The following is a 14,267-nucleotide window of genomic DNA, read 5'->3' as shown; positions in this document are numbered from 1 at the left end:
TGAGCTATGCAAATTCAAGAAAATAAATCAACGCTTAACGTTATCCCTAGGGATAATGAAAAGATTAAAAAAATCTGGAAAACAGCAGGTATCCTACTCGCTATTACCGTTGTAGAATTCATTATGGCCTTTACAATGGATAGAGGTATCTTGCTTTATTTCCTTTTCATGGCTTTGACCGTCTGGAAGGCTAAATATATCATGATGGAGTTCATGCACCTCGGCGAAGAGGCTAAGCCTTTATTTTATTCGATCATCGTACCTTTGATTTTCCTGGTGTGGTTGGTTATCGCTTTGATGAAAGAAGGATCAGATATTTTCATGTTACGCTGGTAATTCATTAAATATTTAAAAAAAAGAAGGTTGAGGTGTGACACTTCAACCTTCTTTTTTGTTAAAGAAATACTATGAGAGGATTAAGAGTACTTCAAGCAATGGTGCTTATATGCATTTTACTTGTCCCGGTATTGATTTTCATGTTTTTGAAAGGATTTGGAAATAATACCTATGATATACCGGTATTCTTCGAAAAAGGTGTGGAAAACCCATTTCTGGAATGCCCCATTGGCGATACTACACAACACTACATCCCTGATTTTACTTTTGTAAATCAAATGGGCAATCCTGTAGGAAAGGCTCAAATGGAAGGAAAGATTACAATTGTCGATTTCTTCTTCACTTCCTGTCCTTCAATTTGTCCTGTAATGTCAAGTGAAATGGAAAGAGTCAATGACATGTTTCGTGATGAACCGAACGTTCAAATACTTTCTATCAGTATTGATCCAGAATTTGATACACCGGAGATCTTGAAAGAGTATGCGGACAAACATAAAGCCCAAGCTGGAAAGTGGGATTTCCTGAGTGGGGACAAGGCAGAAACTTATCAATTAGCAAAATGTGGATTTATTCTCCCAACGTTGGATGGATTCGGTGTTCCTGATGATTTTGCACACAGTGATAAATTTGTCCTAGTGGATGAGCTTGGGAGAATTAGAGGTTATTATTCTGGAACAAATCGTGAAGATGTTGATTTATTAATGTTAGAAGCGAAAATATTATTATATGGAAACGAATAGGCTAGGCTTGCTCCAAGATGAGCAAAAAGTAAAGGGATGGATTGTTGGGATTTCAATCTTGATTCCTATTGTAGTTGCGATTTTATTATTTATGCCCTCCAAGCTTGAGCTTGGAACTGACTTGGTGTATTTTCTACCCCATCTTAATGCGATTATTAATTCTGCTGCTTCTGTAGCACTTGTTGCAGGAGTTATTTTCATCAAGAAAAACAATATTGCTTATCATAGAGCTGCAATGACCACTGCATTTGTGTTAGGAGCGATTTTTCTTGTTTCCTATGTGATCTACCATGCTACGGCGGAGAGTACTACATTTGGTGGAGAAGGAGTAATTAGACCCATTTATTATTTTCTTCTGATTACCCATATTATTTTAGCAGCAGTCGCTTTGTTTCCGATCCTGTTTGCCTATTATTATGGATATACAGATCAGCGGGAAAAGCACCGAAAAGTCGTTAAATTTGCATTTCCGATTTGGTTGTATGTGACTGTTACTGGAGTGATCGTCTATCTGATGATATCCCCGTACTACACACATTGATCTAAAAATTATAGTCAATTGAAATCGAGCTTAATTAAAATTCATAATCTGATATGATTAATTTCTTTCGAGATTTCTCCCGACCAATTATGGGATGGCCTTTAGAAAAAAAATTATAAGCGCATGAAAAGTATCCTAAAAAAAATATTCTACTATTCGTTTTTAGTCTTTGCATTTCTGTTTGTTCAGACTAATTCTTTTGCACAGTGTGCCATGTGCCGTGCCTCGGTAGAAAATAACGTGAGTAATGGCGATACCAGTATTGGAGCCGGCTTGAACAATGGAATCCTTTATTTATTCATTATGCCATACCTTATGGCAGCAGTAATTGGTTTCTTTTGGTATAGAGCAGCAAAAAAGAAAAAAGCCAAATTAGCACTACGCTAAATCAAAAAAGAGCAAAGTTTGATCAGGGACTTTGCTTTTTTTATTTTACATCCAAATGAGCCATGAATCCCGTAGACTGATCATTTTGATCAGTGCTTTCTTGCTTCTTGCAGTCCTTGTCTTGAATTTCTTTTTTTTCCAAAAAAGTGATGAGGAGACCTATCTCCAAGACCTTCAAGATAGAATCCAAGCGGTGGACCGTGAATTTGATGAAGATTTTATTCAGGTTCTGATGGAGTTCCGAAATGAAGACAGCCTTAGCTTTGGTAAGCTTTCAATTCCAGATCATCGGCATCCCTTTTTTATCCTCAATAAAACTGGAGATTTATCCTACTGGTCTGATTTCTCCCTAACCCTCGATTTTTCAAATGTTGATCTGAATAAAGATTATCAGCTTCTCAATGATCCTTATGGGACTATGCTCCTTAAAATCCGACCTATCAGAAGAAATGAGGTTGATTATGTGATAGTCCATGCACTTCGCCTTATTTGGCCTGGAAACATTGAGAATGATTATCTCATCACTGGAGCTAATCCTAGCCTTTTCGGAAATAGCAGAATTGAAATTTTTGCTCCTGAAGAAGCAACCGGTCAATTGGTAGTTAATCCAGCTGGCATACCACTTTTCGGAGTGAATTTTTTACTTGGTTATATACCTGCTGGGCGTATCATTAATGCGGCAATTTTGATTTTCTTCACTTCAATATTCTTGCTTTACTTTTTATTGTCTACTGATTTTGTTCTCAAAAAATGGAGAAAAGGAAGAAAATGGCAAGCGATAGGATATGCCATTTTGGTGTTGTCAGCCTTTAGATTGATTATGCTATTGGTTGATTTTCCAGGTAGTTTTCTCAATATTTCCCTTTTCAATCCGAGTAATTATGCTTCTTCTTGGCTTAATCCTAGCCTTGGAGACCTTCTCCTCAATACGCTTTGTGGAGTATTTATTTTTGGATTGATTATTTATCAACTGGCATCGAAGCAGATGCATGAGAAAATCAAGGTTTTTAAAGAACCCATAGAGGTTAAAATATTCCTTCTTATCATTCTATTTGTCAGCAGTACCAGTCTCTATTTACTTTGGTTTCTTCCTAGAGATTTGATGCTCAATTCTCAATGGGCTTTGAATATAAGTTCTATTCCTTCTTTCGATTTGTTTAAGGGTTTGAGTTTTATTATTCTTTTTCTTTGGGGAGCAGTTTATGTTCTGCTTTCTTTGACACTTTTCAGTTTGCTTCTCAAAATCAGTACAAATAAGAAGCAGCTCTATCTCATTATTATAGCGATAGGAATTCCGGTAGGAATTGCCTTATCCTTCTTTTCCAACTGGTCTGTTTTGGTTTGGGGTATTCATTTGACTTTTCTGTTTTTAATTATCCGATTAGAGCTTTTTAAAAATGTTTTTCGTCTTGGCCTAGATACATTTCTGACTTTTTTCTTCGCATGTTTGATTTCGGCGAGTATTGTGGGCATTAGCACTTTTCAGACAGAAAAATATCAGTTGATTCAGTCTAAATCTCGGTTTGCCACACAAAACTTAATAGAGAATGATGTGATGACAGAGTTCTTTTTGGGAGAAATATTTAATCGTATCAAGGCAGATTTATTTATCCAGAATAGGATTTCAGACCCCCTCTTTTCTAAAGAGCCAATAGAAACTAAAATCAGAAGAATCTATTTGGATAATTATTTTGATCAGTTTGAAGTCCGAATTCGCATCTTTTCTTCCGGTGGTCAGCAGCTACTTGGCCCTCCAGATGGCGAATCATTGGAAAATCTCAGATTGGATTACATTAAGAGCGACTATGCAACCAGTGTCAAAGGCCTTTATTTCCTGCGAGGGAATGAAAATATTGCGGGAAACCGATTTGTGTCCTTCATTCCGGTTTCAAAAGAGACTAGTCAACTTGGGACGATTTTTTTGGAGTTGAATCAATTACGGATTCAACCGAGTAGTGTTTATCCTAAATTATTGTTGGATAAAAAATACAGTGACAAACTTGATCCAGTTCGGTACGACTATGGTATTTTCAAAGAAAATCAATTGATCCGGAGTTCTGGTTCATTTAATTTTCTCCAATTAGACATCCCAAGTTTGGTTGATCGTAATTCTTTTTTCACAGAGGGGATCCACAGCCTGGGGTATCATCACTTTGGGATCAACAATGGGGAGGAGGTAATCGTCATTTCTTCTCCAAATAATACGATTTCTCATTTTTTCGGAAATATCTCCCTCTTCTTCGTAGTCTTTGTATTCTCGACTTTTTTCACAATTCTGATCAATACATTATTTAAAGGCTATAGAAAATTTGAATTCAACTACTCTACCAAGCTCCAATTATATCTGAATTTCGCTTTCTTTTTCCCGATTATCATTATCAGTATAATCACTATAGGACTACTTGCAAATAGCTACCGGGATGATTTGGATAGGCAATACATTCAAAAAGCAACTCTAATTAGAGGAAATCTCGGGAGTTTCTTGAATAACCAAGAACCTGGAAATGTAGCCAATGATCTACTTACTGAAGAAGTCAATAGCTTGGCAAATACTACTGCAAGTGACATTCATCTTTATGATAATCAGGGATATTTGGAAACTACTAACCGGCCAAATATTTTCGATAAGAAAATTCTTTCCCCATTAATCAATCCTCGGGCTTTAGCTGAAATTCAGGAAAATGGGCAAAACCAATTTTTGGCAAATGAGCAGATCGGTAAACTTCGATTCAAATCTGTTTACCTCGCGATTCCTTCTTCCGGTAGCAATGCGAATCTTGGGATCTTGGCAGTGCCATTCTTCGAGTCTGAGGCAGAATTAAACTCCTTAATTGCAGATGTTTTGAGTAATATTTTCAATGCTTTTGTAATCATTTTCATCTTGTTTTTAGTGGTTTCCTACTTCGTTTCTACTAATCTGACATTCCCTTTTAAATTGTTAACGCAAAAACTCAAGACCACCAATCTTGAAAATAACGAACCCATGTATTGGGGTTCAAAAGATGAAATTGGATTGCTTGTCAATGAATACAATAACATGCTCTTTAAGTTGGAATCGAGTAAAAAGATCCTTGCGTCTACCGAGAAAGAGTCCGCTTGGCGAGAAATGGCAAAGCAAGTAGCTCATGAAATCAAAAATCCGCTGACTCCTATGAAGTTAACGCTTCAGCATTTGCTTCGTCTGGAGAATGACGGAAGGTTGGATGATCCTAGCAAATTAAAAAAGTCGCTGGAGACACTTATTCATCAGGTAGATGCCTTGAGTGGGATTGCATCCTCCTTTTCTACTTTTGCTAAAATGCCTTTGCCGAAAAATGAATTTATGAACTTCAAATCTGTTTTGATGAAAGTTCTTGAACTTTTTAAAAATAATCAGGAGGTAGATCTGATTTTTCAGGATGATTCCTACACTGAGGATATTCCTATTTTGGGGGATGATAAGCTCTTTGGAAGGGTGATTTCCAATTTGATTATCAATGGAATTCAGGCGGTGCCGGATGGGAAGAGAGCTGAAATTCGAATTTGGCTTTGGTTGACTGATGAGGCTGTTTTTCTTGAAATCACCGACAATGGAAAAGGGATATCTCCAGAATTGAAAGATAAAATCTTCATTCCAAACTTCTCCACAAAATCAACTGGATCAGGTTTGGGATTGGCTATTGCGAAAAGTGGCGTCGAAACAGCAGGAGGGAAAATCTGGTTCGATACAGAGATTGACAAAGGAACGACATTTTACCTCACCTTTCCCTTAATCAGATAACAAGCTGTTTTTAGTACCTTGGAACTAAAAGCTGATTCAGATTGAATATGCGAGTTTGGATATTTTCCTGGTTTTTACTCTTAGGTTCTTTTTCAGCAGCAAATGCTCAGGAAAAGTGTCGCTGGTATGCAGGAGATTATTTTTTAGAACCTACCGAATTGGATTCCCTTTCAGGAATTGAAGAAAGTATTCGCATAACCAACAAGTCTGGCAATCCTCTTAACTATCGCTTCGACCTAAGTAAGAATTTACTGCAAGTGGATTATGGAGAAAATCCTGTTCCGGATTCAATTCAAGTTTGCTTTCGGACATTCAGTATCCGGTTTGATCAGCCTGTCGCTCGGAGGACACTGATGACAGATTACGATTCCATGGCGAGGTTTCAGGATGCTCAAATGGCTGAGTTGCCAGCTTTTGATTTCCGGGAGGAGCTTTTTCCAACCACGGATTTATACAAAAGTGGAAGTCTCACACGTGGGATTTCCTTCGGAAATACTCAAAATGTATTCGTCAACTCTGCTCTGAATCTTCAGCTGGAGGGAGCTATTTCTGAGAATTTGAATATTCGTGCCAGTATCACAGATCAAAATGTGCCCTTTCAGCCCGAGGGGAATACCCAACAGATTCAAGACTTTGATAATGTCCTTATTGAACTTTACAACGATGACTTTTCCCTTGCTGCGGGAGATGTAGTATTGCAACAACGGCAATCGGAATTTCTTCGCTACTACAAAAATGTGCAAGGGCTTCAATTCACGGCGAATTATAAGCTAAACGAAAAATGGACATCCAGCTCTCAAGGCTTCGCTTCGATCGCCAAAGGGAAATTTGCATCAATTCAACTTCCAATTATCGAGGGCACACTTGGTCCTTACCGGATCAGTGGGCCTAACAATGAACGGTTTGTCATTATAATGGCTAATTCCGAACGGGTCTTTTTGGATGGGAGATTGCTTCAGCGTGGATTCAATGAGGATTATGTGATTGACTACAATCAGGCTGAAATCACTTTTACCCCGAAAGTATTGATCACTCAATATTCTCGAATTCGAATTGATTTTGAATATGCTGAACGAAACTACAGTCGGTCAATTATTGGAGCAAATCACACCCAGACTAATGGGAAATTTGATATTTATTTGAATTACTATCAGGAAAAAGACAACCGAAACCGCCCACTTTTTACTGATTTTTCTCAACAGGAATTGGCTCTTTTGGCATCAGTGGGAGATCAAACGGAGTTGGCTTTGATTCCCAGAATTGACAGCGTTGCTTTTGACCCCAACAGAATTCTTTATGAAAGAATAGAAGAGGAAGGGGAAAATGGAGAAATGCTTACGTATTACCGCTATTCTTCTGATCCGGATCTGGCGCATTTTGCACTTTCATTTTCTCAGGTAGGCCAGGGACTCGGCGATTACCGAAGGTCCAGCCAGCTTTCTAATGGAACCGTGTTTGAATATATCCCTCGAATCAACGGAGTTCGACAAGGGGATTACTCAATCCTCACTCAACTTCCCGCACCTGACAGCAAGCGAATGACTACAGCAGGCACACGTGTCAAATTAGGTGAATATGAAAAAGCCTACACGGAGTTAGCACTTTCATCTACTGATAAAAACCTGTTTTCGGAACTTGGCGATGAGGATAATCAAGGCCTAGCTTGGAAAGTGGGACTTCAATCGGAAGGGCGATCTTCCAATATTTTTAAAGGCTATACCATGAAAGGCCAAACAGAATTTGAATACAACTCAACCAATTTCAATTTCATCGATCGATTTCGATACATAGAGTTTGACCGAGATTGGGGATTGAATCAGTCTGATCTTCGAAAAGCGGCAGCTGAGCATTTCTTTAGGGCTGGCTTGGGATTCGAAAAAGACAATTTGAATCGGTTCAATTACTTGGTTTACATGCGTAACCGTGAAAACGTTCTGAATGGAACTCAGCATACTGGAAATTGGAATATCCAATTGGGGAAGAAAATTCGGGTGAGGCAAGAGTTTTTTAGATTGAACAGTGAGCTTGATAGCTTGAATTCTGACTGGACTCGGTATTTGGCGAATGTCAGTTATAACTCTAAAATTCTCGTTCCGGGATATCAGTTTTCCCTGGACCAAAATGCCCTTCGGAATTCTGAAACGGATTCAGTAGTCAGCACTGCGATGAACTTCAAAGAACATCTGTTTTTTTTGCGCAGCAATGATTCACTTTCATACTCCTTTTTGGCTGATGCAGCTTGGAGAGAGGATAAGGCCCCTTTTGCAGGTGAGCTTCTGAAAGATACCAAAGCCTTTACTTCCAATTTGACCTTTCGCAAGCAATGGACCCAGCATAGTTTGAGTTCTACATTTACATACCGTACGCTTGCCTTTATCCAAAGGGATTTGCCGGAAGAGCTGACTGTGATGGGAAAGTTGGATTATCAGGGTAGTATTTGGAAAAACTCCCTCCGAAATGAGGTGAGCTATGCGATTGGAAATGGTAGGGAATTGCAGCGGGAGTTTGTTTTTCTTCCAGCTCCAAACGGGGACGGTACGCATACTTGGCGGGATGATAATGGCGACGGGGTTCAGCAATTGAATGAGTTTTACCTTGCGATCAATCCGGAAGAAAAGCAATACATCAAAATTTTCGTACCTACAGATACCTACATTCAGGCTTATACCAGTATTTTAAATTATCGTTTGCAGGCAAGATTCCCGGAGAATTGGAAGAAAGAAGCCGGTCTGAAAGCTTTTCTCCAAAAGTTTTCGAATACAACAAGTCTAAGTGTTGAGAAAAAAGTCACTTCTGATCAATTTAAAGATCGCGTGAATCCCTTTATTGGAAATATTGATCGGGATGAAATCATATCCCTTAGGCAAGTCATTCGTAGTAGTTTTTTCTTCAATCGTGCGGCAGCTTCCTATGGGTTTGACCTTTCGCTTTTTGATTCTCAATTCAAGCAGTTGCTTTCGGGAGGCTTTGAGGATTTGATTCAAAAGGATTGGAAATTGAACACCCGCTATAATTTCAATGGGCAGACCACCCTGCGAATAATTGCCGGGACTGGACAAAGAAGTTCTGCTTCCGACTTTCTGCAAAACCGGAACTATACCATTCAACAAAGTCAAATCGGTCCTGAATTCGCTTGGCAACCCAATCCTTATTTCCGAACCACGATGACTTATTCTTTTACAGGAAAAGAAAATTTGCAGAATATAGAGTTTGAAGAAACTGCTCAATTGCATCAAGTTGGAGTGGATTTACGCTACGCAAAAGCAATTCGCACGACGCTTACAGGCACTCTGAAATTGATCCAGATTGATTATAACGGAGAGGTGAATTCTCCAGTGGGCTACGAAATGCTGCAAGCATTGACTCCTGGCACGAATATCACCTGGAACTTGAACTGGCTACAAAAAATAGGAGAGGGGCTACAGTTGAATCTGGTTTATGAAGGAAGAAATTCCCAGGGACTGGACCGGATAGTTCATGTGGGGAGAATGCAAGTTTCCGCACTCTTTTGACAAAAAAATGTAACTTTGCTCGTGCTAGATAGTTGTCACACTAACTATTAAACTACTAACCAAATGATCAAAAGTATCCTAGTCACAGGAGGTACCAAAGGAATCGGAAGAGCGATCATTTCCAGATTTGCAGCTGAGGGCTTCGACATTTTCACCTGTTCTCGAAATGCCAAAGAACTGGAAGAGCTTAAAGAGCAAATTGAAAGTGAGTTTTCTGGGATTAAGGTTTTTGCGAAGCAAGCAGATTTATCTCAAAAAGAGGAAGTCAAGGCATTTGCTGAATATGTCAAAGGAATTGCGACCCCTGATGTCTTGGTAAATAATACCGGGATTTTCCTTCCGGGATCCATTCACGATGAACCGGAAGGAAACTTTGAGCTGATGATGGAGACGAATCTATTTTCCGCATATCATCTGACTCGTGCTTTTGTCAAGGAAATGATAGCTCGGAAATCTGGCTATATTTTCAGTATGGGTTCAATTGCCGGAACAACCGCATACCCAAATGGAGGCAGCTATGCAGTATCAAAGTGGGCAATGCTCGGCATGACCAAATGCCTTCGTGAGGAGCTCAAGCCACATCAGATTAAAGTGACTTCCATTCTTCCAGGAGCTACTTACACTGCAAGTTGGGAAGGGTCTGATTTACCGCTAGAGCGTTTTATGAAGGCTGAAGACGTAGCTGAATGCGTCTGGGGAGCCTATAACCTTTCCCCACAATCCGTTGTTGAAGAAATTACCATCAGACCTCAATTGGGCGATATTTAAGTATTTATGGAGTCAAGCATCAAGAGTTTAGATCAAATCTATTGCGATAGTCTCACGCACTATTCTCGTCGTAAAACCATCCCAGTACAAATCGGCGATGTCATCATCGGAGGAGATAACCACATTGTGGTACAATCCATGACTACAGTGGATACCATGGATACGATTGGTTCGGTGGAGCAGAGTATCCGAATGATCGAGAGTGGTTGTGAACTGATTCGGATCACAGCGCCAAGTATTAAGGAAGCTGAAAATCTAAAAAATATCAAGGCTGAACTTCGTAAAAGAGGCTATACAACACCTCTGGTGGCAGATATTCACTTCACACCAAATGCGGCAGAAGTAGCTGCTCGTATTGTCGAAAAAGTGCGTGTAAATCCAGGCAACTACGCCGATAAAAAGAAATTTGAAGTCATAGACTATACCGATGCCAGCTATCAAGAGGAGCTGGATCGAATCCGCGAGCGATTCCTTCCTTTGGTGAAAATCTGTAAGGAAAATGGCACCGCAATGCGAATCGGCACCAACCACGGTTCCCTTTCGGATCGAATCATGAGCCGATACGGAGATTCTCCCCTTGGAATGGTGGAATCTGCCTTGGAGTTTCTACGAATCTGCGAGGATGAAAATTACAATCAGATCGTGATTTCGATGAAGTCATCCAATACTCAGGTTATGGTTCAAGCTTATCGGCTTTTGGTTCAAAAACTGAATGAGGGTGGTTTCAAACCTTATCCACTTCATCTTGGTGTGACCGAGGCTGGTGAGGCAGAAGATGGCCGGATCAAATCTGCAGTGGGAATCGGAACGCTGTTGGAAGATGGTTTGGGAGATACAGTTCGAGTTTCTTTGACCGAAGATCCTGAATTTGAAGCTCCCGTTGCTAAAGCTTTGATCGATCGCTACGCACATCGCGCTCATCATGATCCGATTCGCCCAATAACCCAATATCCCATTCATCCATTTGATCATGCGAAGCGTGAGACGAAGGAAGTGTACAATTTCGGAGATCACAATGTGCCTCGGGTAATCACTGATATCTCTAAAATTTCGGAAATCACTCCTAAAGAGATGAAGCAGGTCGGGCATTTTTACTTACCAGAACTGGATAAGTGGAAGATGAATGATCAGGGTTGCGACTTCGTGTATTCCGGTAAAAATGCCATCCCTTTCATGCTTCCAAATGGTATGAAAGAAATTCAGGATTTAGAAATATGGAATCAAAGTAAAGACAGAGGAAATAAATTCCCGCTCTTTACCCTAGCAGAATTTGAAAATTCCAAAGCGTTTCATCCGGAGCTAAATTTCTTAGAAATAGCTGATACACAAATTAAAGAAGCTATTCCTTTGGTCGGAAATCGAACTGATACGGTTTTGATTCTAAAGACCTCCAATAGTCATTCTATGCCGGCTTTGCGCCGCGCAATGGTAAGCCTCATGAATGCCGATCTTAAAATCCCGGTGGTCATCAAAGTGAGTTATCCCGATCAAACTGCTGACGAAACGATGCTTTACGCTGCAACAGATGTTGGAGGATTGCTGATTGATGGATTAGGCGATGGGATTTTTATTTCTTTGGAAAAAGAAAAATCACATACTCGGGAAGAGTTTTTGGATCAAATCAAATTGCATAATGCTACTGGTTTTGGTGTGCTTCAAGCAGCGCGAACTAGAATGTCCAAGACAGAATACATTTCTTGTCCTTCCTGTGGAAGAACGCTCTTTGATCTTCAGGAAACCACTGCGATGATCCGTAAGCGCACCGATCACCTGAAAGGAGTGAAGATTGGAATCATGGGTTGCATCGTGAATGGGCCTGGAGAAATGGCAGATGCAGATTTTGGCTACGTAGGTTCGGGAAAAGGAAAAATTACCCTCTATAAAGGGAAAGAAGTGGTCAAGCGATCTGTTCCCTCCGAGCGAGCAGTGGATGAATTGATCAATATCATCAAGGAAGACGGGATGTGGAATGAGCCGGAAGAAATGTAACCTTTGAGGTTTTCAAAACCTCGAAGGTTTCGAATTAGATTAAATTCACAAGTCTAAAGTGAGAAAGTAGGAGGGAAGTTAGAAGTCTAAAGTGAGAAAGTAGGAGGAAAGTCAGAAGTCTAAAGTGAGAAAGCTTAAAGGTTACGTTGTACTTCCCTAAATAGCGTTTACCGATTGATTCACTTGGCAATCAAATCTTAAATCCTATTTCATACCTCTTAAAAAAAAATAAACCAATTCTTTCCTCATCCTGTTACCACTTCAAATAAAGAAATCATGTCTGAAAAAAATAAAGTTGAGGAGTTCTTCAAATTAGGTGAAGTCGGCAATTACTTCTTGAATGTTTTCAAAAAGCCAGATCCAAACAAAAAATCAAATCTTAATCTGCGAATGATGCACGGAATCAATAAGATATCGATCATCGTATTTCTATTCGCAATTATTTTTTGGATTGTGAAGCGATTTATCTAATATTCCGTTTTGGCTTTCATTCCAGTAAGTAGAAATAACTTACCTCAAATTGGGGTGAAATATGGGTTTCTATTTCATCTAACACCCGATACCAGGCTAGCTAAACAAAAAAAACAGGACTACTGGGAGTATAGCCAACAGTCCTATTTTTTTATATTCACTCCATGACTCTTGAATTTTATAGAGATTACTGTCTAGCGAAGGCAGGAGTAACTGAAGACACTCCTTTTAACCCTGATACACTTTGCTTTCGGGTTGGAGGCAAGATTTTTTCCATTTGTACAATCTCCAACTTTGATTTCGTCAATCTCAAATGTGATCCGGAGCGCGCTGCAGAATTGCGAGAACGCTATCCTGGGATTACACCTGGTTACCATATGAATAAGAAAACTTGGAATTCGGTCAGTGTGATTGGAAATGTTCCGGATAAATTGATTTTGGAGTTGGTGGATCATTCATATGACTTAATTTTGAGCAGTCTCCCTAAAAAAATCCAAGCAGAAATTCGCCCATGAGTTATTTTTCGATTCAAGAAGTTTCCAAATCCTATACTGATCAACCTGCCTTACATCCTGTTTCAATTTCGCTTGAAAGAGGCGATTTCTTAAGTATAGTGGGAGAAAGCGGTTCGGGTAAAAGCACCCTACTTCGGATTATGGCGGGTTTGGAAGTACAGGATTCCGGGCGAGTATTTTTGGGAGAAATGGAAATCCAGAGTCCCAAACATAAAATCGTAGCAGGCTATCCGGAAATCAAATTGATTTATCAGGATTTTCATTTGTTCCCCAATTCCACTGTGGTAGAAAACATTGCCCGCCCTTTACTCCAATTTGATAAAAGCTATGCCAAACAGCGGGTGGAGCAGTTAATTCAAATGCTAGGATTACAGCCGTTTCGGGATCGCTTTCCAAGGGAACTTTCCGGAGGGCAAAAACAAAAAGTAGCGATCGCAAAGGCTTTGAGTGTAGAGCCTGAAGTGCTTTTGCTGGATGAGCCCTTTAGCTCGTTGGATACGATCCAGAAACAAGGCTTGATTGCTGAGCTAAAAACTACCCTGAAGGCTATGGGGACCACCGTAGTTTTCGTCACACATGATTTAGATGATGCACTGCGATTGACTGATAATCTTGTGATTCTCCAAAAGGGGAAAGTCGTACAAGAAGGAAATTCAAAACACTTGTGTGAGCGTCCAAAATCAAAATATGTCGCACGTCTTTTCTCTTCGATTAATTCGATATCTAAAGAAGAAAGAACCTATATCCGACCAGCAGACGTCAAGCTAAGAACAAGTAAAGGTATTTTAGCTCACGTGGAGGATTTGCGCTTTTTAGTACACTTTAATTCGCTTCAAATCCGAATTAAAGAATCCGGTGAACTTTGGGAAGTAGACGATCCTCAGCGAAAATTCCAAATCGGTGATCGGGTTTATTTAACTTGGGATGAAGAAAAAGTGATGACGCTCAGGTAATTTTTTTTAACCACCAAGTCCACAGAGGTTTTCGCGGAGGGCACAAAAGATATATTCTAAAATTGGAAGATTCAGTCAAATATTGATTTTGTAGAATCTCCACAGGAGGGACAGCTTAGTATTCCCTTGTCTACGTTAGTATCCTTGCCTCCGTTAGTGTCTTCACCAAAGGAAGAAACAACGATCAAATAGGTATTTTGCAAAAGGGGTAGGCTGTAAGCGGATTGAAAATCCTATGATCCAGATTCGACATTACAAATGTCGAATAGCCGAGCTCCAGAGGAGCGATTTGTTT

The 14,267-nt window shown here is 39.8% G+C and carries 11 protein-coding genes; all 11 read left to right on the top strand.

The genetic code is table 11. The features are described 5' to 3' along the window. Positions 1–6: 6 nt before the first annotated feature. Positions 7–336 (top strand): cytochrome C oxidase subunit IV family protein, encoded by a 330-nt coding sequence (locus tag BVC88_RS05360; RefSeq protein WP_075349626.1) that lies wholly within the window; start codon positions 7–9, stop codon positions 334–336. Between the two features lie 71 nt (positions 337–407). Further along, positions 408–1,076, top strand: a complete 669-nt coding sequence (locus BVC88_RS05355; protein ID WP_075349625.1) for an SCO family protein — start codon at positions 408–410, stop codon at positions 1,074–1,076. Then, positions 1,063–1,617 (top strand): DUF420 domain-containing protein, encoded by a 555-nt coding sequence (locus BVC88_RS05350; RefSeq protein ID WP_075349624.1) that lies wholly within the window; start codon positions 1,063–1,065, stop codon positions 1,615–1,617. The genes BVC88_RS05355 and BVC88_RS05350 overlap by 14 nt, the downstream gene beginning before the upstream one ends. 123 nt (positions 1,618–1,740) lie before the next feature. Continuing rightward, on the top strand, positions 1,741–2,004 hold the full coding sequence (locus BVC88_RS05345) for a hypothetical protein (protein ID WP_075349623.1): 264 nt from the start codon (positions 1,741–1,743) through the stop codon (positions 2,002–2,004). Positions 2,005–2,059: 55 nt separating this feature from the next. Further along, positions 2,060–5,764: an ATP-binding protein gene (locus tag BVC88_RS05340; protein ID WP_075349622.1), complete on the top strand. Its 3,705-nt coding sequence runs from the start codon at positions 2,060–2,062 to the stop codon at positions 5,762–5,764. A 47-nt stretch (positions 5,765–5,811) separates the two neighbouring features. Next, positions 5,812–9,276, top strand: coding sequence for a hypothetical protein (locus BVC88_RS05335; protein WP_075349621.1), 3,465 nt, complete (start codon positions 5,812–5,814; stop codon positions 9,274–9,276). Between the two features lie 63 nt (positions 9,277–9,339). Then, positions 9,340–10,044: an SDR family oxidoreductase gene (locus BVC88_RS05330; RefSeq protein WP_075349620.1), complete on the top strand. Its 705-nt coding sequence runs from the start codon at positions 9,340–9,342 to the stop codon at positions 10,042–10,044. 6 nt (positions 10,045–10,050) lie between these two features. Further along, a complete protein-coding gene (gene ispG, locus BVC88_RS05325; RefSeq protein ID WP_075349619.1) occupies positions 10,051–12,033 on the top strand; it encodes a (E)-4-hydroxy-3-methylbut-2-enyl-diphosphate synthase in 1,983 nt (660 codons plus the stop codon). Positions 12,034–12,309: 276 nt separating this feature from the next. Then, complete coding sequence (locus tag BVC88_RS05320; RefSeq protein ID WP_075349618.1) at positions 12,310–12,504, top strand: DUF6728 family protein; 195 nt, start codon at positions 12,310–12,312, stop codon at positions 12,502–12,504. Positions 12,505–12,668: 164 nt separating this feature from the next. After that, positions 12,669–13,019, top strand: a complete 351-nt coding sequence (locus BVC88_RS05315; RefSeq protein ID WP_075349617.1) for an MmcQ/YjbR family DNA-binding protein — start codon at positions 12,669–12,671, stop codon at positions 13,017–13,019. Beyond that, a complete protein-coding gene (locus BVC88_RS05310) occupies positions 13,016–13,972 on the top strand; it encodes an ABC transporter ATP-binding protein (RefSeq protein ID WP_075349616.1) in 957 nt (318 codons plus the stop codon). The genes BVC88_RS05315 and BVC88_RS05310 overlap by 4 nt, the downstream gene beginning before the upstream one ends. Positions 13,973–14,267 lie beyond the last annotated feature (295 nt).

Origin of the sequence: Algoriphagus marinus (assembly GCF_001936475.1) — a bacterium.
GTDB lineage: Bacteria > Bacteroidota > Bacteroidia > Cytophagales > Cyclobacteriaceae > Algoriphagus > Algoriphagus marinus.
This window is presented reverse-complemented; position numbering and strand designations above follow the sequence as displayed.

What these genes read in the sequence shown, in the direction of transcription:
- BVC88_RS05360 (WP_075349626.1), top strand. Translation starts at nt 7, where the DNA reads ATGCAAATTCAAGAAAATAAATCAACGCTTAACGTTATCCCTAGGGAT.
- BVC88_RS05355 (WP_075349625.1), top strand. Translation starts at nt 408, where the DNA reads ATGAGAGGATTAAGAGTACTTCAAGCAATGGTGCTTATATGCATTTTA.
- BVC88_RS05350 (WP_075349624.1), top strand. Translation starts at nt 1,063, where the DNA reads ATGGAAACGAATAGGCTAGGCTTGCTCCAAGATGAGCAAAAAGTAAAG.
- BVC88_RS05345 (WP_075349623.1), top strand. Translation starts at nt 1,741, where the DNA reads ATGAAAAGTATCCTAAAAAAAATATTCTACTATTCGTTTTTAGTCTTT.
- BVC88_RS05340 (WP_075349622.1), top strand. Translation starts at nt 2,060, where the DNA reads ATGAGCCATGAATCCCGTAGACTGATCATTTTGATCAGTGCTTTCTTG.
- BVC88_RS05335 (WP_075349621.1), top strand. Translation starts at nt 5,812, where the DNA reads ATGCGAGTTTGGATATTTTCCTGGTTTTTACTCTTAGGTTCTTTTTCA.
- BVC88_RS05330 (WP_075349620.1), top strand. Translation starts at nt 9,340, where the DNA reads ATGATCAAAAGTATCCTAGTCACAGGAGGTACCAAAGGAATCGGAAGA.
- ispG (WP_075349619.1), top strand. Translation starts at nt 10,051, where the DNA reads ATGGAGTCAAGCATCAAGAGTTTAGATCAAATCTATTGCGATAGTCTC.
- BVC88_RS05320 (WP_075349618.1), top strand. Translation starts at nt 12,310, where the DNA reads ATGTCTGAAAAAAATAAAGTTGAGGAGTTCTTCAAATTAGGTGAAGTC.
- BVC88_RS05315 (WP_075349617.1), top strand. Translation starts at nt 12,669, where the DNA reads ATGACTCTTGAATTTTATAGAGATTACTGTCTAGCGAAGGCAGGAGTA.
- BVC88_RS05310 (WP_075349616.1), top strand. Translation starts at nt 13,016, where the DNA reads ATGAGTTATTTTTCGATTCAAGAAGTTTCCAAATCCTATACTGATCAA.